We start from the raw sequence: 23,408 nt of genomic DNA on the forward strand, positions 1-23,408 counted from the left end.
TTCCCCTCCTAATTTCCACTTGATAAATTGTCAGTTTTTACTTTTATATACGAACCACTTCCCTCTAATTTCTTCTCAAACATTCTTAAAAGCCCTGAAATGCTTAATGTTAATATTAAATAAATTAGTGATGTTATAAAATATGTTTGGAAAAACTTAAAGTTTGCACCTGCAATTGATTTTGTATTAAAGAATAACTCTTGTACGGATATAACGTTAAGTACTGAGGTATCCTTGATATTTACTATAAATTCATTACCGACATTAGGTAAAATGTTCTTAAATACTTGAGGTAAGATTATATTTGTCATTGTTTGAAAATGATTCATACCAATAGCTTTAGCTGCTTCAATCTGTCCTTTATGAATAGAATTTATACCACCTCTTACTACTTCTGCCATATATGCACCAGTATTTATAGAAACAACTATAAAAGCAGATTGTAATGGAGAAAATGATACACCATAAAATAGTTGTAATCCATAATAGAATAAAACTGCTTGAACCATCATTGGAGTACCCCTAATTATTTGTACGTATATATTTGAGATTAATTTTAATATCCCAATTAATATGTCTAATATTGTATTTTTTAACTTTGGTATAGTCCTTATTATCCCGATGAGCATACCTACAAAAAGTCCTATTATCGTACCTATTAAAGAAATCAATAGAGTGTACAGTGTTCCTAATATAAACATATCTTTATTTTTTACTGCTATGTCCCATATAGATTCATCTTGAGTTATTCCCAAATCAAGATTTATCATCTCATTCATAAGTTTATTTTGGTCTTCAGCAGTTATTTTTGAAAGGGCTTCATTCATTTTTTCTAATAATGGGGAACCTTTTTTCAAGCCTATTGCGATAGATGTTTCATCCGAACTGACCTTAAAAGCGTTTTTTAATTCTATCATCTTAAACGCTTTGTTTGCCTTTTCTGCAGAAATACCTTCTGGTTTTTCTGCAATGTAGGCATTTACTTTTCCACTTTCTACGGCAACTCTCATAGCTGAAAAATCCGTCATTGGTGTAACATGAGTTATATTTGGTATTTGATCAATCATTCTATCATGAAAAGTATTTAATTGTGCTACAATTTTCGCACCTTCTAAATCCTTGAAATTTTTTGAATTGGCGTATTTTCCATTTGCTTTTGTAACTAATACCAATTCTGAGTTATAATAATTTTGAGTAAAGTCTAGCTCTTTTTTCCTCTCGAGCGTTGGACTCATACCAGCTATTATCGCATCTATCTTTCCTGACTGAACTGAAGGTAGTAATCCGTCCCATTCAGTTTTTACAATCAAAAGTTTCATGCCTAAGTGTTTAGCTATTTTTTTTGCAATTTGAACATCATAGCCATTTGCAAATGTATTTGATCCCTCTATTGGAACAGCTCCATTTGAGTCATCATCTTGAGTCCAATTAAATGGAGAATATGCCGCTTCCATCCCTATTCTAAGTATCTTTTCTTGAGGTGCCGCTTCCGTATTCGATACTACTATAAATGTAAATATAAATGATATAGTTAATATATATATCATAAATTTTTTTTTCATAAATTCACCTTATCCTTTTTTATTTTTAAACTAAAAAACTTCGCCCTGTCAATATTGACATAGGACGAAGGGTTAATTTCGTGTTACCACCTAAATTTATATGTATTTCACAATACATACCTTAGCAAGTACAATCATACTCCTTTGCTGTAACGTGCAAATAACGTTGCTCTATCAAATATCCAAAGCACTGCTCCAAGTCTTTATTCATTATAGTTTTTATTGTCTACTTTCACCTCGCTAGACTCTCTGTAAATAAAGGCACTATAATTACTCTTCTCTTCATCGCATTTAATATCTATCAATATACCAATATTATAATTGAATGTCAATAGTAAAATTTCGCAGTTAAAAATATTTTTAGAAATGTCGTTCTTTTATACTTTACAAAGATGTTTTTTGATAATCATTTCCTTAAATTTAAGTTTTTACATCGTTAGAATATAATTATCTTTTTAAGATTTAAGATTTTAGGTTATAATGTAATATATAATTTATAAAAGGAGTTATTATGGATAAAGTCAAATCATTTGGAAGATATTTTATTAAAAAAAATTCAGAAGGATTTAGTGAATTTGCCCCCGCTTATTTGGGTTATTATTTACTGCTATCTTTTATTCCGTTACTTATGTTTATGGGGCAAGTTATCGTTTATGTAGTACCTGATTTTGCTAGTTTTATGTTTGGACTAACAAGCCAACTACCAAATGATATTAAGAATTTGTTTAACCCTATAATTGAAAATGTCCTAAATAGTCAATCTTCTTCACTATCTATTTTTGCAATTGGTTCCACCTTATTTGCTGGTTCTAAAGGATTTTTAGGACTAAAGAAAACCTTAAATCAAATATTTGAAGTCGAAAGTAATTCAAAAATCCCCTTTTTTGATATTATATTTTCAATTTTTTATACCATTTTATTTATTATATTTTTAGCCGTTATATTATTATTTAGCGTTTTTAATGAAAAAATTATTGGCATTCTAAGAGAATTTACAACAAATATAGAATTAATTGATATATTATCAAATATTTTACTGGACGGTATAGGTGTTATTATGCCATTTATCTTATCAATACTAATTTTTATGTTTTTATACAAATACTCACCATCTTTTGATGATAAAACAAATATTACCTTTTTTGAATCATTTTTAGGTGCTTTAGTGGCAACAATAGGTATTGGGTTAGTTACATTTTTCTATAGATTCACAAATGATGTTTTAACAAAATCTCCAAGCATTTATGGATCTCTTGGTAGTGTACTAGTTACTTTAGTTTGGTTAATGACTATATGTCAAATGATAGTATTTGGTGCTATTTTTATAAAAACATACATTGAAGTCATAAAGGTAAAATAATTTAATATAAATAAATGGATTGTAATTATAAATAACTACAATCCATTTTTCATTCTATTTTCTCTTAAAAATCTTAAATAAATTAAATTTATTTCCGTAATTTAATGTCCCTTTTCTATACATTTTTATTGATATCAATACTGCAATTATAGTTGTAACTAATAATATACTAAAACATAGTAACACTTCTGTCATCTTCATATTTGTCATTAGATATCTTGGGAATATTGCTAATGGTGACGAAAATGGTACATACGAAGCTATTTTCATAACAGAGCCATCTGGGACACCTAACGACACCATAGGTGCCATAAACGCTGCAATTATTATAATTGTAATTGGAGTTAGTGCCTGATTTAAATCCTCAACCTTTTCAACCATTGATGATAATGCCGCATATATAAAATAGTACATTATCACACCTACTATAATAAATGATAGCAGTACTATTGCATCTATAGCTGATAAGTTTTTAGATATAATATCCTTTACCTGGGTAACTACTGGGCTTCCTTTGATATTGATTAAATATCCAATGTATCCACTTAATCCAATAACGAAGAAATTAATTAATGTCGCTACAAAACCTGATATAACCTTACCTATTATTAAATATTTTGCTTTAACATTTGTAATTAAAATTTCCATTGCTCTAGATGATTTTTCTTTCGCAACATCCATAGCTATAAGCTGACCATTCATCAATATTGTAAAATAAAGAATCATCATCGCAGCGTATGATAATACGAATCCCGCTATTTGATTTTTTCCTAATGGTACGGTTTCAATATCTGCCATTGTATTAACAATGGAATCAAATGTTTCCACTGATATTCCAGCCTCTTTTAGTGCTATATTATATTTGTAATTATGTTCAAGAACATGTTTTAATTCATTTCGTTCGACTTGAGAAAGTCCAGTTGCTGAACTGTATGCCTTAGCTTTTAAATCTCCGTGAATCACTGCTCCTAATTTTGCTTCTTTATTATTTATTTTTTGTTTTATCTCTTCCTCAGATTTAACTTCTATAACCTTAAAATGTTCATTAATAGCTTTTTTTGTGGATTCACTAACTTCTCCATCATAAATTAAAAGTAAATCTTTTTTTTCAGTTTTTTCCTTTTCATTTTTCTCTGATTGAGATGTTGAAGGTTTATCATCTTCTAAATCTGAACCTGAGTTTGAAAATCTTGGTATAAAAGTAATCCCAAAAACAACTAATGCCATTATCACAGTTGATATTATAAATGTTTTTTGTTTTAATTTTTGACTCAATTCAAATTTAAATACATTAAAAAATTGTCTCATATTATTGCTCCTTATCTAAATCTATAAATATTTCTTCTAGATTTGGTCTAAACGGTTCAAAACTTATTACTTTAATGTTAGCATTTAATATATCTTGAAGAAGTCTATTTGAATCATAACCTTCCTCTACATCAATCATTAGATTATCTTTACTAAAAACAACTTCTTTAACACCATTTAACTGAAGTAATATATCTTTTACATTTTCAGTTTTGCTGGAAAGTACATATGTGTTTGCACCCTTTTCAGATTTTATCGCTTCAAGATTTCCAGTTTTTATTATTTTCCCTTTTCTAATGAATGTTACATCATGACAAAATTGTTCTACTTGGCTCATTTGATGAGATGAGAAAATAACTATTCTTTCTTTTTCTATAAATTCTAAAATAATATCCTTGAGTACTTGTGAGTTTACAGGATATAGACCACTGAATGGTTCGTCGAATATTACAATATCCGGATCATTTATCACTGCTTGTAAGATTTGAACTTTTTGCTGATTACCTTTAGAAAGTGTCTCTAATTTTTTATTTGCATATTCCGATAACTCCATTCTTTCCAATCCTGCCATAGCAGATTCTCTAGCATCTTTTTTATTCATTCCTTTTAGTTCACCGAAATATACGAGTTGATCAATAACAGAAATTTTATCATACATACCTCTAACTTCTGGTAGGTATCCTATTTTGTAGTCCATCTGATTAAATGGCTTCCCATTTAATAATATCTCTCCACTATCAGCTCTAAAAACATCCATTAAGATTCTAATTGTTGTTGTCTTTCCGGCTCCATTTCTACCTAAAAAGCCCATAGCTTTACCTTTTTCTACTTCAAATGATACATCATGAAGTATCTGTGTTTTTCCAAAACTCTTGTTAATGCCTCTTAATTCTAATTTCATGTGCATGCCTCCATTGTTTTGTCTTTTTATATTCTTATATATTTATTTCTACCCAATTATAAATCATACAAAACTGTAATATTGCTTCAGCTTTTCTAAATAATAAATAATTTTATACCATAACGATTATAATATATATATATATATATTACAAATCTTTCAGTATATTCCCAAGTTCTTTTATTTCTTTTAGTTTTGTATTCCATGTTGTTACAAATCTGCATTTCAGATAGTTTACATTAAAATCTTGAACAGCATCATATACGAATTTTTTTGAGATTTTTTCATGCACTTCAAGTGGCAATTCTACAAATACTAGATTTGATTCTGTTTCGTATTTCAATGATATTCCATTAGATACAAATATCTCTGATAATCTTTTTGCCATATTTACAGCATGTTTAGCATTATCAAAAAATAAATTTTCTTCAAACATTTTTCTAAATTGAATTCCGAGCAAAAACCCTTTTGCTAATAATGCTCCCTTCTGTTTTATTAGCCTTTTTTCATAATTATGTTGCAAATCTTTATTTACAATTATTAAAGCTTCTCCAAACATACAACCATTTTTATTTCCACCAATGGTAAATATATCCGTAAATTTAGGTAAATCCTTAAAATCATAGTCTGCTTGTTCTGACATTAATGCCGTCCCTATTCTTGCACCATCCATATATAGATAAAGTCCGTTTCTTTTACAGCATTCATATAGGGATTCTAACTCTGATTTTTTATAAATTGTTCCTAGTTCTGTAGCGTTAGAAATGTATACAACTCCAGGCTTTGATGCGTATTCTGGTTTTTGTCTTTTTATTGCATCTTCCACAGCTTTTACTGTAACTTTTCCATTTTCCTCTTGTACTTGAATAATTTGCAATCCAGTCCCTTCAATCGCACCATTTTCTGTATTAATAATATGTCCAGTATTCGCTGATATTACGGATTCATACCTTTTCGTAGAAAATAATATACCTAAAATATTGGCCATGGTACCAGAATGCAGAAAGTGTATATGTAATTCTTTATTTTCTAATTTTTCACTCAACAGTTTTCTAGCCAAATCACACTGTACGTCTTCTGAGTATCCGATAAATTTTTCATCTTGTAATTTTACTATCTCACTTATTATATCTGGATGTCCTATTTCGTTATAATCATTATAAAAGCTTATCATTTTTATTCACCCTCTACTTTACTTGAAGTAATTGCCATAAACGTTAATTCCAAATTATATGTATCATTTATTACATTTGAAATAATATTCAATGTAAATCCCGTAGTTACTAAATCATCTATTATGAGAACCCTAAATCCATTTATATTCATTCCCTTTATTATCTTAAAACTTTCCGATAGGTTTTTAGTTCTTTCATTTCTGTCTATTTTGTTTTGATGTTTTGTCTTTTTAATTTTATTTACTATATTTATCAACTTAATACCCGATAGTTTTGAAAATTCTTCTGCTAGATAATATGATTGATTATACCCTCTTTCATACTCGTCATCTGCATACATAGGTACATAACTTATATAATCAAACTCTAAATTTAGTGATTTATAAAACTTATACAAAATTTCAGCTAAAGGGTGTACCAAATAAGTTGCTTTTTCATACTTAAATTTTCTAATTATCTCTCTTATGAAGTTATTATAAAATAGTGGATAATAGCAAGTACCTAATTCTAACTTCCTATTAGAAGCTATAAATTCCAATCTTTCAATGCAATTTTTACAAATGTTTGACTTACTCTTTTCATTTAAACATATTTTACAATATTCATTTGAATAAAATAGATAATCAGTTAATCCCTTGATCATATCTCTTTTTCCCTTCTATCAAATAATAATCTAAGGTTGAATTTCTCCTTCCAAAATTATTATTTTCAATCATTTTATTCATTATCTGTATATCTCCCACTAAAATCACCGCTGATTTGCCCCTAGTTATCGCCGTATATAAAATGTTTCTAGTTAAAAGCATGTGGGGTGCTGATGCCATAGGTATAATAACAATTGGAAATTCTGAACCTTGAGATTTATGAATTGTCGTAGCATAAGCCAATGATAATTCATTTATCTCTGCAGATTTGTATTCTGCAACTTTGTCATCAAAATCAACTTCCATAGATTTGTTTTGGGGAAATGTCGCCTTTATTTTCCCCATATCTCCATTAAACACTCCAACAAATTTATTTAAGAAATTATCCTTCAATTCTATTTCATAATTATTTTTCACTTGCATAATTTTGTCGCCATCTCTAAAAATAGTATTACCTTGCTTAATTTCTGATTTATTAAACTCAATAGGATTTAGACGTTCTTGCATCATACTATTTAAATTATCAACACCACAAATTCCTCTTTTGGTTGGAGTTAAGACCTGTATATCCTCCATTGAGTCTACATGATAAAACTTTGGCAACCTATTTGAAACTAGATCGACTATGATTTCTGAGGTTTCTCTATCATTTCTAGTATTTATAAAGAAAAAGTCTTTATTCTCTTCATTGAGTATGGGAGCATTTCCATTGTTAATAAGATGTGCATTTTTAACAATATTCAATCCTTCACCCTGTCTGAATATAACATCTAATTTTATTGTAGGAATAATTTTTGATTGAATCATATCATTTAATACATTCCCCACTCCTACACTTGGCAACTGGTCTTTGTCTCCAACAAATATTATTGATGTATTGTTTTGTAGTGCTTTTAATAAATTTTCCATCAAGTGTAAATCTACCATAGAAACCTCATCTATTATCAAAACATCAGTTTCTATAGGATTTTCTTCATTTATAAATATTGCAATTTCCTCGTCCTCAGCACTTCTATATCCAAGTAATCTGTGTATAGTGGATGCTTTATATCCGGTAGATTCTTCCATTCTTTTTGCCGCTCTACCAGTTGGAGCACAAAGAGTGAAGTTAATTCTCTTATTATTCAATATAGAAATAATCGCCTTAATAATTGTAGTTTTACCAGTACCTGGACCACCTGTAATAATCAGAATTTTTTCCATAATCGATTTTTTTATAGCTTCTTTTTGAGTTTCTGAATATTCGATATTTTCTGTCATTTCAACAAAGGATATTTCTTCATCCACATCAATATTTGCAATTATTTTTTTCTCTTCTAAAAGATAGATTAATTTTTGGGAAATATATTTTTCTGAATCATACGTTTTTCTTGCATAAACTATTTTTTCGTTATTATATTCCACTATTTTAATAATATTTTCTAATATTAAGTTTGTAATCTGATCTTCTATTAATTGACTATTTAATTTTAATTCTCTTGATGCTTTTTCTATAAATTTTTTATACTCCAAATAGCAATTTCCGTCTTTATTTTCACTTACATTTAATATATATGCTATTCCAGACTTGATTCTAAATTCTGAATCAGGGGCAATTCCAATAATTTTAGCGATTTTATCTGCTGTTGGAAATCCAATTCCCTTAACCTCATCAACTAATGTATATGGATTATTTTCAATAACATCAATCGTTCTATCACGGTACTTTGCATAAATTTTAGCTGCTAATTTATTTCCTAATTCAAATTTTTGCAGATATATGGATATCTCTCGACTTTCATTTGCCTTTATTAAATCATCGTGAATCTTTTTTATAGATTTTTTACCTATACCTTTAATTTCAAGCAGTCTTTCAGGAGTATTTAAGATGATATCCAGTGTATCTTCTCCAAATGCTTTAACTATTTGTTTTGCTCTTTTTTTCTTTATTTGCGAAATTATGCCTGAACCCAGGTATCTTTCAATTTCTAACACTGTATTCGGCATAATCTTCTCATAATTATTTAATTTTATTTGTTCACCATAATCATTATGATATACAATTTCGCCTGATACTCTTAAAAAATCTCCAATTTCAAGATTTAAAGTATTACCTACTACAGTGATATCTCCATCTTCAGTCTCAAGCTTAAAAATACTATATGAAGTTATTTCACTTCTATATATTATATCTATAACACTACCTTTGGTGTCTATCATTTTGCTTCCTCATATTCCACGACTTCTAAATCTGCTCCCAAAGATTTAAACTTATTGATTACATCATTATATCCTCTATAAATATGATATGTTTCGTATACTTCTGTCTCTCCCTCTGCTACCAATCCTGCTAGAATACACGAAACCCCAGCTCTTAAATCTGTAGATATGACTTTAGTACCAACTAAATTTTTAACCCCCATTATTCTAGCTTCGTTACCATCTGTGATAATTAAAGCTTTCATTTTTTGTAACTCTTCAACATGCATAAATCTATTTTCAAATACAGTCTCTTTTATAATTGAATCTCCATTACAAATAGTTAAAAGTGTCATAAATTGAGATTGAACGTCTGTAGGTAACCCTGGATAAGGAAGCGTTTTAATATTTGTTGCTTTTAATTTATCTTTTACTGTGACTCTTACCTCATCTTCATCATCATTTACACTTATCTCACATCCTATTTCCCTCAATTTAGCAATTATTGGTCTTAGATGTGCTGCAACTACATTCTTAACCGTAACATCTCCTTTAGTAATCGCTCCAGCAATTAGGTATGTCGCTGCTTCAATTCTATCAGGCATTACGGAGTGTTCTCCACCTTTTAATTCTTTAACACCAGTGATAATTATTGTTTTTGTACCTGCACCTCTAATTTTAGCACCTAATTTATTTAAGAAATTTGCTAAATCAGTAATTTCTGGTTCTTGTGCAGCATTGTCTATTGTAGTAACACCATCTGCTAATACTGCTGCCATTAAAATATTTTCAGTCGCACCAACAGAAGGAAAATCTAAATACACATACGCACCCTTAAGTTCTCCCTTTGATACACTTACATCAATCGCATCAATTCCAATATGAACTGTTGCACCTAATGCTTCAAAACCTTTTAAGTGTAAGTCAACTGGTCTAGCACCTATACTACATCCACCTGGCATATATGAAATAGCTTTATTGAACCTTGATAACAAGGGCCCTGTAACAATAAATGATGCTCTCATCTTATTCATTAATTTTGTCGGTGTTATATAGTCGTTAATATCGTCATTTTTTATTTTATAACTGCCTTCTCCAACTTTTTCTATTTTAGATCCTAAATATTTTAGTACGTCAAACATTACTTTCACATCTTCTAATAATGGTAAATTTGAAATAATAACTTCTTCTTTAGTAAGTAATGTTGCTGCCAAAAGCTTGAGGGCTGAATTTTTTGCACCATCTATTTGCACAACCCCCTTTAAAGGACCTACTGGTCTAACTCTAATAAATTCTTTCATATTTTCTCCCTAAATTAATAATATTGATACAAAAAATACATAGATTAATAAAGATAATGTATCTACTATTGTTGTTATTAAAGGTGCTGCCATTACTGCTGGATTAAGTTTTAGAGACTGTGCTCCTATTGGTAATAATCCACCTATTGATTTTGCTAAGATTATTGTAAAGAATAATGATATTGAAACTGCTAATGCCACTAAGGGCTTCCCTCCAAAAATCAATATTCTCAAGAAGTTAATTAGTGCTAATCCAATACCTATTAATATTCCTGTACCTAATTCTTTAGCAAATATTTTTCCATAGTCTTTAATTTCAATTTCTCCAAGTGCTAAACCACGGATAATCATAGTAGAAGATTGTGCTCCAGCATTACCACCCGCTCCTGTAATCATAGGTACAAAAGCTATAATTCCTGTTACTGCTGTTAACATATCTTCATATTTTGTTAAAATAAATCCCGTAAAAGTCGCTGTAATTAACAGTATTAACAACCATGAGAATCTATTCTTTGCAATTTCAAATGCTGATGATTTTAAATATGGCCTTTCTGAAGGTGTCATAGCTGACATAAGCTCGAAGTCTTCTGTAGCCTCTTCCATCATAACATCAACTGCATCATCAAATGTTACGATACCTACTAATCTTTGTTCATTATCTACTACAGGGATTGCTAAGAAACCATATTTGGAGAATAACTTAGCTACATCCTCCTGATCATCAGTTGTATGGACAAATATTACATCTTCTTCCATCAGAATCTTCTATAACTACATCTTCTTCATTCATCAATAACGTTCTGATGGAGATAAATCCTTCTAATCGTCTTTTAGAGTCCGTTATATACAATGTATATATAGTTTCACTTGTCATACCCTTGGTTCTTATTTTTTGAATTGCCTCTCCAACTTTCATAGATTTCTTAATATCTATAAATTCTGCTGTCATTATTGAGCCAGCTGATTCTTCTGGGTATTGCAAGTATTGATTTATTATTTTTCTTTTTTCTGGATTGATTTCCCTCATGACTTTTTTTATGACACTCGCCGGTAATTCTTCCAACATATCAACGACGTCATCTATGTATAGCTTATCAACAATATCTGTTAATTCTACATTTGTCATGGCGTTTAATAATCTTTCTTGATCGTCTACATCAAAATGTGCGAAAACTTCAGCAGCTACATCCTTTGGAAGTATTCTAAAAATAGCTAGTGATTCAATTTTACCCATTTTTTCTAGAAAATCAGCAATATCGGCTTGTTCAAATTTTAATAATTCATCTCTCAATTCTTTAATTTTCTTTGATTCGAGTAGATGCAATAATTCTTTTAATTTTTTATCATTCATCTTAACCCCCTAAAGAATAATTAATTTCGCTATTGTAAAATATATAAATAACGACATTGAGTCAACGATTGTAGTTAGTAATGGAGCAGCCATTATAGTCGGATCTACTTTTATTTTGGTAGCTATAATCGGCAATAAAGCACCAAACATTTTAGATAACACGATGGTTATTAATAGAGATATAGATACTACAAATGCCATAGTCATTTCACCAGGTGTAAATAAAATCACCCTAAAGAAATTCACTATAGCTAATCCACCCCCTGCCATAAGTGCTATTAAAAATTCCTTAAATAGTACTTTTGGAGTATCTTTAACTTCTATCTCTCCTAAAGAAAGACCACGGATAATAGTGGTAGATGCTTGAGAACCTGCATTACCTGCTGAGTCAGAAAGCATTGGCATAAATGCAATAAGACCTGTAACGACTGTAATAATATCATTGAAACTATCTATAACTAACTGAGAGAGTGATGCTGAAAATAAAAGTATAATTAACCAAGCCATTCTTTGTTTAGCTAAATCAAATACACTAATATCCATATACTTTTTCTCATTTGGAGACATACCCGCCATTTTTTGGAAGTCCTCTTCAGCTTCTTCAGAAAGAACCTTTAAGGCATCATCAAATGTTATAACTCCGACAAGTTTTTTTTCATGATCTACTACTGGAAGAGTTAAAAATTCATATTTATCTAAAAGCTTTGCAGCATACTCTTGATCGTCTGTTGTAGTTGCGTAAATGATATTTTCATTTATAATATCACTTACTTTTGTATCTGGATCATTTATTAAAAGGTCTCTTACTTCTATATACCCCTTTAACACCATATTATCATCAGTTGTATAAAGAGTATAAAACGTCTCATCCATATCCTTAATTTTTCTAAGCCTTTTAATAATTTGACCAACAGTTTTTTCTTCTTTTATAGAAATATATGTGGCCGTCATTATCGACCCTGCAGATTGCTTCGGATAACTTAGATATTGATTAATTAAACCACGTTTTTCCCCATCAGCATTTCTCATTATTTTTCTAACAATAGTATCCGGCATTTCTTCAATAACATCGACCATATCGTCAATATACATTTTATCTACTAATTCTACTGTTTCAGCTTTTGTCATGGAAGCAATAAAACTTTCTTGTACTTCACTATCTAAAAAGGAAAAAGTCTCTATCGCTTCTTGTTCTGGTAAGAGTCTAAATATTGCAAGAGCTTCAATCTCATCGATTTCTTCTAAAAACTCTGCTATATCAGCCTCATTATATTTGATTAACTCTTCTTTTAATAGAGTATATTTATTATTCTCTAAAAGAGTTATTAGCTCATTTATTTTTTCATTATTCATAGTTACCTCACTATTTCACTTACTATAAATAATACCATATATTGAAGAATTTTAAAAAAGTAAACCAAAAAAGACTCTAAATTTTTAAAATTCAGAGTCTTGATTTTGTAATATATTAATTTATATTTTAAAAACCTAGCTTAAAGCTTAAATTTTATTTTAGTACTATAAATAAAACGATTAGTTTCTTTCTAATTCACCTTTATAATCTTTCATTGAACCAGCATCTAATATTACATTTACACCTAATAAATCGTATAGTTTTTTAGCCAATTCTTTGTTCTTAGCTTGATCACCAATAACTATAACAATAGACTTTCTATTAACTTTTCCTAATCCTAAACTTTCTAGATTAGCGTCTTTAGATATTTTTTTAATAATATCTTCCGGAACATTTATAGCATCATCAATATGTCCTTTTGCATATTCTTCTTTTGATCTTGTATCTAAAACTATAGCTTTATTGTTGCTATCTAATTTATCAATAACTTTTTTTGCAACTTCTCCGGTAATAGTATATCCTATTTCCTTACCTAAAATTTCAGCTTTTTCTACTTCAATTAGTTTCAAATCATCAGGATCTTTTTCACTAGGATTTGCGTATTTCAAGTTTGTAGGATTAAATTTAAATTCATACTTAAATCCTTCTGATAGAGTTGGTTCATTTTTAGCCTTTAAAGCATATAGATCTTGTTTGTCTCCTTGATTTGCGACAACTAAATTAGATGTAATAGCTATTGACATATAATCTAACTCACCTGTAGTTGATTTATCATCTTTTTTTTCTTGTTTTGTTTCATCTTTTTTCTTGTTGTCTTTTTGTTCTCCTTTTGACTCAAGAATAGTTTCTGACTTTGTGTTACCTTTATCTTTATTTGTTTTTTTGTTGTCTCCACAAGCAACTAAAGTAAATATTAGAATAATTGCTAGTAAAGTAGATAATATTTTTTTCATAATTTCTCCTTTTTAATTTTTATATTTGACAATTATATCATATTATTGATTATAGTCAAATCAGAAATGACCTATATATAAAATTGATAGTCGTATGATATAATTTAGATAAAATACTACATGGAGGATAAATTGCAATCTATCATACTAAAAAATAATGGTTTATCAAATTTAATAATAGGTAATGAGTTTGATTTCCACAAAGATAAAAACTCTGAAAATTTTAATAGGTATATACATTTTACTCTCTCTAAAATGAATATTGATCCTTGCGAAATATATTTTGCAAATCAGATACATGGCAATAATATTGAATATTGTAATGGAAAAACTGGTATTAAAAATTTTGTCGGTAAATTTTTCGAAGATACCGACGGACTAATCACGAATATTCCAAACATAGCTCTTTTAATAACGTTTGCAGACTGTACCCCGATTGTACTTTTTGATCCGATAAATAAAGTACAATGTGTCATACATAGCGGTTGGAAAAGTACAGTTAAAAAAATTGTTGAAAATGGGATAAATAAAATGATAGGCGAGTTTGATTGTAAAAAGGAAAATATTTTAGTATATCTTGGGCCATCTATAGATATTAATAATTATGAAGTGGGCGTTGAAGTATATGAAGCTTTTAAGCATTTTAATGATTGAGAAAAATTTTTTAAGAAAAATTCTTCTGATAAATATCAATTAAGTGTGATAGACGCAAATTATTATTTATTATTAGAATTAGGTATAAAAAAAGAAAATATTGAAATATGTAGGGACTCTACGTATACGAGTAACTTACTTCATTCAGCAAGAAAAGAAGGCGAAAATTATATGCTCAACTCTATTATAACTATGATTAATAGTTAGATATTTTGTTTAACTTTGTTTCTGCTCTCTTTCTTGGCATAAAAATTCCTCCTTATTAGTTTTCTTTACACTAATCAGGAGGTTTCTATATACAAAATTTTACCAAGTCTTGATTTTCTAATCTACCAATATATCAATTGCTTCTTCATTTGTTACATTCATAAAATAATCGTCTATATGAATTTGATTTATAACAGCTTCTATAAATCTTCTATCGTATGTCACGCCCTTTAGTAGGTCTGACAATTCTTGAACATCTCTTACACCAAAGAAATCTCCATAAAACTTAACATTTTCAATCACACCTTTTATTACGTTTATATTAGCCTCGACTTTTCCAGATGGCAATCTTCTATTTCTTTGAACTGTAAATTCAGGATTACTTCCATAAACCCAATCCCATGAATTATTTTTTTTATCCATAATTTCTTGGACTCTTTTTCATCTTCTTCTGTTAAATGATACTCTTTCATATTATATTTTTCATCCATAAAAGTTCTTAATTTATTTAAGAAATCTTTAACAGTAAAACTTTCATCAGGTAAATGTTCTTTAATATTTGTAACTCTTGCTCTTACAGATTTTTTACCTTTAGATTCAATTTTATCTTTTGATACTGTTAAAGCTTTTGATAAAACACTCAAATCCACATCAAACATCATGCATCCATGATGCATAACACGATTTCCTTTAATATATTGAGCATTACCACAGAACTTTCTATCTCCAATTTGTAGATCATTTCTGCCTGTAAATTCAGCATTTACTCCCATTTCTGCAAGAGAATCTAGTACTGGTTGACTCATAGACTTAAAGTTGAATTTTTCACCATTTTCTTCATTTGATATTATTGTGTAATTCAAATTATTATAGTCATGATAAACTGCACCACCACCACTTACTCTTCTTACGATTTTAATTCCATGTGAATCACAATAATCTTGATCAACTTCTTCTCTTGTATTTTGATTTTTCCCAACAACGATACAAGGTTGGTTTATCCAAAGGAAAAATACATTATCCTCTTTTGCCAATTCATTAAAAGCGTACAATTCAAGAGCTGTATTATATGCTGGATCATTTGATTTTGATTCTAGATATATCATTCTACCTCCCTATATATTTATTATCATAAATCTAAGACACATCTGTGCTTATGTACAAACATAGAAGAACAGATGAAGATATCTTCATCTGAATTCTTCTAAAATTTATTTAATTTATTTTTTCTTTTTAGGTAAGTGTAAACTTACGTCTAAACAGTCAGCTACAGCTTCATATAATGCTTCTGAGTATGTTGGATGACCGTGGAATGCTTCTAATACATCATCTGCTGTCATCTCAGTTTCAATGATTGTTACAGCTTCATTGATGATTTCTGCCGCACTTGGTCCTACAATGTGGACACCTAAGATTTCATGATATTTAGCACTAATAATTACTTTTACAAACCCTTCTGTAGAGTTTGAACCTAAAGCTCTACCATTTGAAGCGAATGCAAATTTACCAACTTTAATATCATATTGTTTTTTAGCTTCTTCTTCGGTTAAACCAACTGTTGCTACTTCTGGGAATGTATATACAGCTGAAGGGATTGAGCTTAGGCTAACTTTTTTACTATGTCCCATTGCATTTTCAGCAGCTTTTTCTCCCATCTTAAATGCTGCATGAGCTAGCATTAATTCACCATTTATATCACCAGGTGCATAGATTCCTTCTACTGAAGTTTCCATATATTCGTTGACCTTGATTCTGCCTCTTTCTTGTTCTAGTTCGATTTCACCTAGTCCACTTAAGTTTGGCACACGACCAACTGATAACAATAGGTAGTCTGCAACAATGTCATCTTTACCTTCAAGTTTTACTCTTATTTCATTATCTTTTTCTTCAACTCCAGCAAATCTTGAATTTGTAATGATATCAATTCCATCTTTCTTAAATCTCTTTGTTACGACATCTGATAAGTCTTTATCTAAGATATTTAAAATTCTATCTGCTGATTGAACGATAGTAACTTTTGAACCGAATGCAGCAAATGCCTGTCCGATTTCTGAACCGATAACTCCACCACCAATTACAACAAGTCTCTTTGGTAATTCTTCTAAATCTAAAATTGTATCGGATGTTAATACTCTCTTACTATCCATTCCTGGTAAATCTAGCATTCTTACACTTGAACCACCAGCGAAAATGATTTTATCAGCATCAATTACATGTTCGCCATCATTTACCACAACCTTTTTGTCTTTTGTGATTTTTCCTAATCCATTAAATAATTTAATACCATAAGATTTGAATAAACCTGCAATACCACCAGTTAACTTCTTAACAACTCCATTTTTCATCGCTACGGTTTGTTTCATATCTACTGAGAACGCATCATTTACTAATTTAATACCTCTCTCATCAGCCTCTTTAATCATATTTATTATTTCAGCATTGTGTAAATATGCTTTTGTTGGGATACAACCTCTGTTTAAGCAAGTACCACCAACTACGCTATTTTCTACAACAGCAATTTTACCACCTAATTGAGCAGCTTTAATAGCGGCAACATAACCAGCAGGACCACCACCGATAACAACTACATCATATTCGCCTTTTCTTTCTCTTTTAGGAGCTTCTTCTTTCTCGCCCTTTGATACTGACTCTGGCAATACGTCATCTTTAGTTTTTTCAACTACTTCATCTTCTGTTTTTGATGAATCTGAGTCTCCACCATCTTTTTCTGGTATTGATTCTCCTGGTTCACCAATCCATGCTATTGTAGAAACAACTGGTACTACTTCTCCTGCTTTGTGAAGAATTTTAAGTAAAGTACCTGAATCTTCAGCTTCTACTTCCATGTTTACTTTGTCTGTTACGATTTCTAATAATGGTTCACCAACTTCAACTTTATCGCCTTCGTTTTTAAGCCATTGTACGATTTCGCCTTCTTCCATTTCTGAGCCGGCTTTGGGCATGATTACTTCATATGCCATAAATATCCCCTCCTAATTAAATTAATAATCCTACTGGATTTTCTAGATTCTTTTTCAATGTTTGCATAAATTTAGCACCTTCTAAACCATCAATTATTCTATGGTCTGCATTTAATGATAAATTCATCATAGGTCTAATTACTATTTCATCATCAATTACCACTGGTGTTTTCTTTGTTGATGCTACTGATAGTATTGCTGTATTTGGCTGATTAATTATTGATGTAAAGCTATCAACTCCATACATACCTAAATTAGATATTGTAAATGTTGACCCCTGCATTTCTGCTGGTTTTAATTTACCATCTAATGTAGCCTTAATCACTCTTTTAGATTCAACAACCAAATCAGTAAAACTCATCTTATCTGCACCTTTAACAACTGGTACGTATAAAGCCTCATCTGTACCTACTGCTATTGATAGATTTACATAGTTATGGAATATAATTTCTGATTCATCTTCACTAACTGATGCATTTACATATGGATGTTTTTGTAATGATTTAATTACAGCCAGTGAAATGTAATCAGTAACTGATGGTTTTTCACCAACTTTTTCTACTACTAAATCTACCGTCTGTTTTCTAAATGCTAGTAAATTAGTCATATCAATTGATACATTAATTGAATATGTTGGAGAAATTTGTAATGATTCCCTCATTCTCTTACCAACAACCTTCTTAATACCAGGCATTTTAATTCTTTCAACATCAGCATCTTTATCTTCTGCTTTTTTATCTTTGGTTTCTTGTTTTGGTGTATCTTTAACTTTTTCTTCTTTTTTATCATCACCATGTAGAAGAGCTAACACATCTTCTTTCATAATCTTACCTTTTGGACCTGAACCTTCAATAACTTGAATATTTAAGCCTTCAATATCGGCAATTCTCTGAGCTAATGGTGAAATTTTGATTCTACCGTGTATCTTATACTCTTTTACATCGTCAAGATGCACACGTCCTTTTGCTCCAGTACCTTTAACAACTGACAAGTCTAAGCCATTATCTCTGGCATATTTTCTTGCGGCTGGAGTAGCTCTAAATTTTGTCTCTGACATAGCTTCTCCTTACTATTGTTTATTAATTGTCTTTAATACTGCCTCTTTAACTTTTTCAACACTTGGTTGTACTGCTTTTTCTAAGTTTGGTGCTGACGGAACATGTGTATCTGCACTCGCAACCCTTCTTATTGGAGCATCTAAAAAGTCAAACGCCTCACTTTCAACAACTCTGGCAATAATTTCCCCTCCAAAACCACTTGTTTTGAATGAGTCATGTACAACAACTAATTTTCCAGTCTTTTTAACGGATTCAAATATTATTTCCTCATCTAAAGGAATCAATGTCATAATATCAACTAATTCAACTTCAATACCTTCTTTTGCTAGTTCTTCACTTGCTTCTTCTGCTAAATGGAATGATTTACCCCATGATACAATTGTAATGTCTTTACCTTCACGAACAATTTTACCTTTACCAATTGTTGCAATATTATCATCACTTGCATCAACTTCACCTTTCATACCAAAGTGCGTTTTTGGCTCCATATACATAACTGGATTATTGTCCCTTATTGCTGCTCTTAACAATCCGTATGCATCATTTGGATTTGATGGTGCAACAACTTTTAGTCCAGGAATTAATGTAAACCATGTTTCTAGCGACTTACTATGTTGAGCAGCAGCACCTGTACCCGCACCGTTTGCAAATCTAAATGTTGCAGGAACTTGCACTTGTCCTCCTAACATATATCTCATTGGAGCAGCTTGATTAACGATAGCATCCATAGCGATTGTAGTAAAGTCCATAAATGTCATATCTACAATTGGTCTCATACCAACAGATGCAGCACCTGTTGCTAAACCTGCTATTGCCGCTTCAGAAATTGGTGTATCAATAACTCTTTCTCGCCAAATTCTTCAATCATACCTACAGTAGTACCAAAGTCACCACCAAAAATACCTACGTCTTCACCAATTAAAAATATATCTTCATCTAATCTCATTTCGTCAACCATAGCTTGTTTTATGGCTTCACGAAATTGCATTGTTTTCTTTTCTCCCATTATAGTCTCCTTTTTCTTAGCTTTAAGTCTTATATTTATCTAAAATTAGTCAGCGTAGTTATCTTCAAATGCTGCTGATTCTTCAGGATATGGAGCATTTTTAGCAAATTCTACTGCTTCTTTAACTTCATTAATTGCTTCTTCTCTAACTTTATCAACTTCTTCTAAAGTAGCTGTTTTATCTTCTAATAGAACATCTCTAAAAGCTTCGATTGGATCTCTATCTTTCCATGAATTGATTTCTTCTCTTGATCTATATGCACCTGCATCTGAAGCAGAATGACCAAACCATCTATATGTTAATGATTCCATTAAAACTGGACCATTTCCATTTCTTGTGTGTTCTATAGCTTCTGACATAGCATCATAAATTGCTAGTACATCATTACCATCTTCTATGTGAATAGATTTAATATTGTAAGCAGCTGCTCTATCTGTTATTTTAGCTACATTCATAGCATCGTTAATATCCATTGAGATACCATATTTATTGTTGATTACATAGTAAATCACAGGTAAGTCCCATATTGATGCCATATTTAATGTTTCATGAAATGATCCTTCATTTGTTGATCCATCACCCATACATGAAACAACGATATTTCCTGTTTTCTTTCTTTTTTGTGCAAATGCTGCACCGATACTAATACCGTGTCCACCACCTACAATACCATTACAACCCATATTGTTCACTTCTAAGTTAAACACGTGCATTGAACCACCTTTACCCTTACAGTATCCTGGTTCCTTACCTAAAATCTCTGCCATCATTCTTTTTAAGTCAATACCTTTTGTTATTGTTTGAGCATGACCTCTGTGGTTTGAGTACATTAAGTCTTCTTTTTTCATTGCGTAAATTGCACCAACGTTTGCAGCTTCCTCTCCAACTGAATAGTGAGTCATCCCTGCTACTAGTCCTCTTGAATATAGCTTAGAAAGTTGTAAGTCGAAATGTCTACATGTTTCCATTAGTTTTAACATTTCTAGCTTTTGTTCTTTTGTTAATTTATCTGAATATTTGCCCATAATATATCCTTCCTCTTTATATTGTCATCTTTTATTATACACCTACATGTCATATTAACCAATAAAGTATTTTTTTAACTAAGTTTTTTGATAACTTTTGCATTAAATACTCTTATTTTACTTTATTCTTAAATTATACATTTAGAATTTGTAAAATATGTGTAACATTTATGTTTTTTTATAAAGTATCACCTCTAATTTTACTTTAATAGATGTTTTAAAAAAGTGATTATACTCACTTTTAATTTGTTAGTCCATATGCGTCATGCACGTCTTGAACAAATAATATACCAGAACCTGGTTTTTGAATTTCATGTTTTTCTAGTATATTATTTACTACATTTTGAAATTTTTCATTTTTTACAACTATTAACAGTACTTCTTTTTGAGGTTCAATTTCCATATTGAATAGTTTCATAGTTTCTGCAGTTCCTGCACCTCTAGCGTTTACAATAGTTCCACCTCTTGCTCCAGCAGCATTTGCAGTTTCTACAATTGTTTCAGCTTTACCTTTTTCTACAATAACTGTAATCAACTTATGCATGCATTCTCCTATCTCAGTATTAAACTTTTTTACATCTGACGATTTTGCCAAACGATTTACCTTGGTCGAGAAAATTATTCCACGATTTGATTTTTCAAATTTAAATTTACTTACTATTTTGGGTAAAATTTCTTTAGCCAATTCACTTTTACATCCCATCATTATCATTTCCTTTTCAGAACTAAATACCGAAAGAAAATTTAATAATTTATTTTTTACTGTACCTCTTGCTAAAGTAATGGTACCACCTGTTGCACCTAATTTTTTTGCATAACTTACAACATTTGATGCTTTTCCAGTTGGTACAACCATATATACTAATTGATAACTAGAATCATACATTTGCAGACTCCTTTTTTTTGATTTTAAATATTATACCTAAAATTTGTAGAGTAATTATTGGCATCATAGCGACTAATGCTATCATCCCAAACCCTTCTATCAATAAACTTGCAGACTCCTTTACACTTGCTGATCCTTGAATAAAAGCTAGTATAAAAGTAGCAGTTATTGGTCCGGTTGCCACACCTCCAGCATCAAAGGCTATACCTATGAAAAGCTTGGGAGTAAAAAGTGTTAGTAACAATGAAATAAAATATCCTACTAAAAGTATATGCCACAATTTGAAATCGGTTATCAAAATCCTTAAAACAGACAATACTATTGCTAGTCCAACACCAACTGATAAAAATATCGAAACAACTTTTCTTTTTACATAACCAGAAGTGATTTCTTCAATTTGTTTTGTGAGTACAAAAACTGCCGGTTCTGCTAGTATGGTTATAACTCCAATTACAAAAGAAATTAGTATTATCCAAATGTTGGTTTCAAGTCTTGTCAGTCCCTCTCCAATCAAAAGACCAACTTCCATAAACCCTCCATTTACTCCCGTTAAAAATAGTATAAGTCCGATATATGACATTAAAAATCCCGTTAATATTTTTCTATTTTCTCTATTCTCAGTCTTAAAATGTAAGGAATTTAAAGCTAGATATATAACTAATAGTGGCCCTAAAGAAATCGTAGCTTCCATAAAGTTATTTAAAAATCCATCTATATATGGTCTAAATATACTTTCATCGTTTAATGCTTGTACAGTCAAGTTTTTAGAAAATTCATAACTTGGTGTAAATATATTTAACAACATGACTCCAACAATTGCACCTGATGACGCTAATGCTACAAGACCAAAACTATCTGTTTCTCCTGCTATACTGTCTTTTTTTAATTTTGAAACACCTGTTGATAATGATAATATAAATGGAACAGCTAAGATACCAGTCGTAGCTCCTGAAGCATCAAATGATATACCTAAGAACTCTTCTGAAACTAGAAATGCTAAAATGAAAATTATTCCATAAACAGTAAATAAAATTTTTCTTAATGATAAATTATAAAAAACTCTGATAAAACCTACCGATATCATAAAAGCAAGCCCTATAGATACTACTATAAATATACTTGATGCCGAAACACTAGAGTTTGTTATTTCTTGTACTTGTCCACCTAAAACTAAAAGCCCTGGTTCTGCTATCGATATAAAAAATCCCAGAACTAAGCCGGATAAAATAACTATCCAGAAGCTATTTTTTTTTGCCAAAGCGTTTCCGGTCTTGTCGCCAAAAGGGGTAACACCTAAATCTACTCCCATTAAAAATAATGTAAGTCCAATTATTACCAATATTGTACCTATAACAAATCTTGTCATTACACTTATCGACATACTTACTAATGTGAAATTAATAATAAAAACTATTAAAGTTATAGGTAAAACTGTAAAAGAAATCTCTTTTAATTTGCTTAAAATTACATTCATTAAGTCTCCTATTCTTTTTAAAATTCTTA

General features: G+C 30.2%; 22 protein-coding genes and 1 other annotated feature. Of the genes, 2 read left to right on the forward strand and 20 right to left on the reverse strand.

The genetic code is table 11. The features are described 5' to 3' along the window. Nucleotides 1-8: 8 nt before the first annotated feature. A complete protein-coding gene (locus AC4KN9_RS06475) occupies nt 9-1,562 on the reverse strand; it encodes an ABC transporter substrate-binding protein/permease (protein WP_491017772.1) in 1,554 nt (517 codons plus the stop codon). A gap of 57 nt (nt 1,563-1,619) precedes the next feature. After that, nucleotides 1,620-1,857, reverse strand: a binding site (T-box leader). Nucleotides 1,858-2,073: 216 nt separating this feature from the next. On the opposite strand from AC4KN9_RS06475, the gene AC4KN9_RS06480 reads away from it, so the two are divergent. After that, nucleotides 2,074-2,922, forward strand: coding sequence for a YihY/virulence factor BrkB family protein (locus tag AC4KN9_RS06480; protein WP_491017773.1), 849 nt, complete (start codon nt 2,074-2,076; stop codon nt 2,920-2,922). 54 nt (nt 2,923-2,976) lie between these two features. Here the strand turns inward: AC4KN9_RS06480 and AC4KN9_RS06485 are convergent, their stop codons facing one another. The 10 genes from AC4KN9_RS06485 to AC4KN9_RS06530 all read right to left on the reverse strand — a co-directional run bounded on the left by AC4KN9_RS06485 (nt 2,977) and on the right by AC4KN9_RS06530 (nt 14,087). Further along, on the reverse strand, nt 2,977-4,230 hold the full coding sequence (locus AC4KN9_RS06485) for an ABC transporter permease (protein WP_491017774.1): 1,254 nt from the start codon (nt 4,228-4,230) through the stop codon (nt 2,977-2,979). 1 nt (nt 4,231) lies between these two features. Next, complete coding sequence (locus tag AC4KN9_RS06490; RefSeq protein WP_491017775.1) at nt 4,232-5,131, reverse strand: ABC transporter ATP-binding protein; 900 nt, start codon at nt 5,129-5,131, stop codon at nt 4,232-4,234. 148 nt (nt 5,132-5,279) lie between these two features. Next, on the reverse strand, nt 5,280-6,305 hold the full coding sequence (locus AC4KN9_RS06495; RefSeq protein WP_491017776.1) for a threonine aldolase family protein: 1,026 nt from the start codon (nt 6,303-6,305) through the stop codon (nt 5,280-5,282). Nucleotides 6,306-6,307: 2 nt separating this feature from the next. Beyond that, complete coding sequence (locus AC4KN9_RS06500) at nt 6,308-6,949, reverse strand: ComF family protein (protein ID WP_491017777.1); 642 nt, start codon at nt 6,947-6,949, stop codon at nt 6,308-6,310. Continuing rightward, on the reverse strand, nt 6,930-9,149 hold the full coding sequence (gene recD2, locus AC4KN9_RS06505; protein WP_491017778.1) for an SF1B family DNA helicase RecD2: 2,220 nt from the start codon (nt 9,147-9,149) through the stop codon (nt 6,930-6,932). The genes AC4KN9_RS06500 and recD2 overlap by 20 nt, the downstream gene beginning before the upstream one ends. Further along, nucleotides 9,146-10,429 (reverse strand): UDP-N-acetylglucosamine 1-carboxyvinyltransferase, encoded by a 1,284-nt coding sequence (murA, locus tag AC4KN9_RS06510; RefSeq protein ID WP_491017779.1) that lies wholly within the window; start codon nt 10,427-10,429, stop codon nt 9,146-9,148. Before murA ends, recD2 begins: the two co-directional genes overlap by 4 nt. 9 nt (nt 10,430-10,438) lie before the next feature. After that, the gene (mgtE, locus tag AC4KN9_RS06515) at nt 10,439-11,185 is read right to left on the reverse strand and encodes a magnesium transporter (protein WP_491017780.1); all 747 of its coding nucleotides are present in this window, start codon (nt 11,183-11,185) and stop codon (nt 10,439-10,441) included. Continuing rightward, the gene (locus AC4KN9_RS06520; protein WP_491017781.1) at nt 11,151-11,780 is read right to left on the reverse strand and encodes a magnesium transporter MgtE N-terminal domain-containing protein; all 630 of its coding nucleotides are present in this window, start codon (nt 11,778-11,780) and stop codon (nt 11,151-11,153) included. Before AC4KN9_RS06520 ends, mgtE (AC4KN9_RS06515) begins: the two co-directional genes overlap by 35 nt. Nucleotides 11,781-11,789: 9 nt before the next feature. Beyond that, on the reverse strand, nt 11,790-13,133 hold the full coding sequence (gene mgtE, locus AC4KN9_RS06525; protein WP_491017782.1) for a magnesium transporter: 1,344 nt from the start codon (nt 13,131-13,133) through the stop codon (nt 11,790-11,792). A gap of 180 nt (nt 13,134-13,313) precedes the next feature. After that, complete coding sequence (locus tag AC4KN9_RS06530) at nt 13,314-14,087, reverse strand: rhodanese-like domain-containing protein (RefSeq protein ID WP_491017783.1); 774 nt, start codon at nt 14,085-14,087, stop codon at nt 13,314-13,316. A gap of 132 nt (nt 14,088-14,219) precedes the next feature. On the opposite strand from AC4KN9_RS06530, the gene AC4KN9_RS06535 reads away from it, so the two are divergent. Further along, nucleotides 14,220-14,741 carry a purine nucleoside phosphorylase YfiH/LACC1 family protein gene (locus AC4KN9_RS06535; RefSeq protein ID WP_491017784.1) on the forward strand — a complete coding sequence of 174 codons (522 nt, stop codon included), beginning with the start codon at nt 14,220-14,222 and terminating at the stop codon, nt 14,739-14,741. 324 nt (nt 14,742-15,065) lie between these two features. Here AC4KN9_RS06535 and AC4KN9_RS06540 read toward each other — a convergent pair whose 3' ends face one another. The 9 genes from AC4KN9_RS06540 to AC4KN9_RS06580 all read right to left on the reverse strand — a co-directional run bounded on the left by AC4KN9_RS06540 (nt 15,066) and on the right by AC4KN9_RS06580 (nt 23,379). Then, nucleotides 15,066-15,296, reverse strand: coding sequence for a lipoate protein ligase C-terminal domain-containing protein (locus AC4KN9_RS06540; RefSeq protein WP_491017785.1), 231 nt, complete (start codon nt 15,294-15,296; stop codon nt 15,066-15,068). Then, nucleotides 15,266-16,054, reverse strand: coding sequence for a lipoate--protein ligase (gene lplA, locus AC4KN9_RS06545; protein ID WP_491017786.1), 789 nt, complete (start codon nt 16,052-16,054; stop codon nt 15,266-15,268). Before lplA ends, AC4KN9_RS06540 begins: the two co-directional genes overlap by 31 nt. Nucleotides 16,055-16,168: 114 nt before the next feature. Next, nucleotides 16,169-17,929 carry a dihydrolipoyl dehydrogenase gene (gene lpdA / locus AC4KN9_RS06550; protein WP_491017787.1) on the reverse strand — a complete coding sequence of 587 codons (1,761 nt, stop codon included), beginning with the start codon at nt 17,927-17,929 and terminating at the stop codon, nt 16,169-16,171. Between the two features lie 16 nt (nt 17,930-17,945). Continuing rightward, on the reverse strand, nt 17,946-18,986 hold the full coding sequence (locus AC4KN9_RS06555) for a dihydrolipoamide acetyltransferase (protein WP_491017788.1): 1,041 nt from the start codon (nt 18,984-18,986) through the stop codon (nt 17,946-17,948). A gap of 12 nt (nt 18,987-18,998) precedes the next feature. Further along, nucleotides 18,999-19,844 carry an alpha-ketoacid dehydrogenase subunit beta gene (locus AC4KN9_RS06560; protein WP_491017960.1) on the reverse strand — a complete coding sequence of 282 codons (846 nt, stop codon included), beginning with the start codon at nt 19,842-19,844 and terminating at the stop codon, nt 18,999-19,001. Beyond that, nucleotides 19,796-19,975 (reverse strand): hypothetical protein, encoded by a 180-nt coding sequence (locus AC4KN9_RS06565; RefSeq protein ID WP_491017789.1) that lies wholly within the window; start codon nt 19,973-19,975, stop codon nt 19,796-19,798. Before AC4KN9_RS06565 ends, AC4KN9_RS06560 begins: the two co-directional genes overlap by 49 nt. Nucleotides 19,976-20,038: 63 nt before the next feature. Further along, entirely contained in the window at nt 20,039-21,019 is a 981-nt protein-coding gene (locus tag AC4KN9_RS06570) for a thiamine pyrophosphate-dependent dehydrogenase E1 component subunit alpha (RefSeq protein WP_491017790.1), read from the reverse strand. A gap of 241 nt (nt 21,020-21,260) precedes the next feature. Next, nucleotides 21,261-21,905, reverse strand: coding sequence for a P-II family nitrogen regulator (locus AC4KN9_RS06575; RefSeq protein ID WP_491017791.1), 645 nt, complete (start codon nt 21,903-21,905; stop codon nt 21,261-21,263). Continuing rightward, nucleotides 21,898-23,379: a DUF1538 domain-containing protein gene (locus tag AC4KN9_RS06580; protein WP_491017792.1), complete on the reverse strand. Its 1,482-nt coding sequence runs from the start codon at nt 23,377-23,379 to the stop codon at nt 21,898-21,900. The genes AC4KN9_RS06575 and AC4KN9_RS06580 overlap by 8 nt, the downstream gene beginning before the upstream one ends. Between the last annotated feature and the right edge of the window lie 29 nt (nt 23,380-23,408).

The sequence above is a fragment of the Helcococcus sp. SA-HE-C1 genome (genome assembly GCF_985670335.1).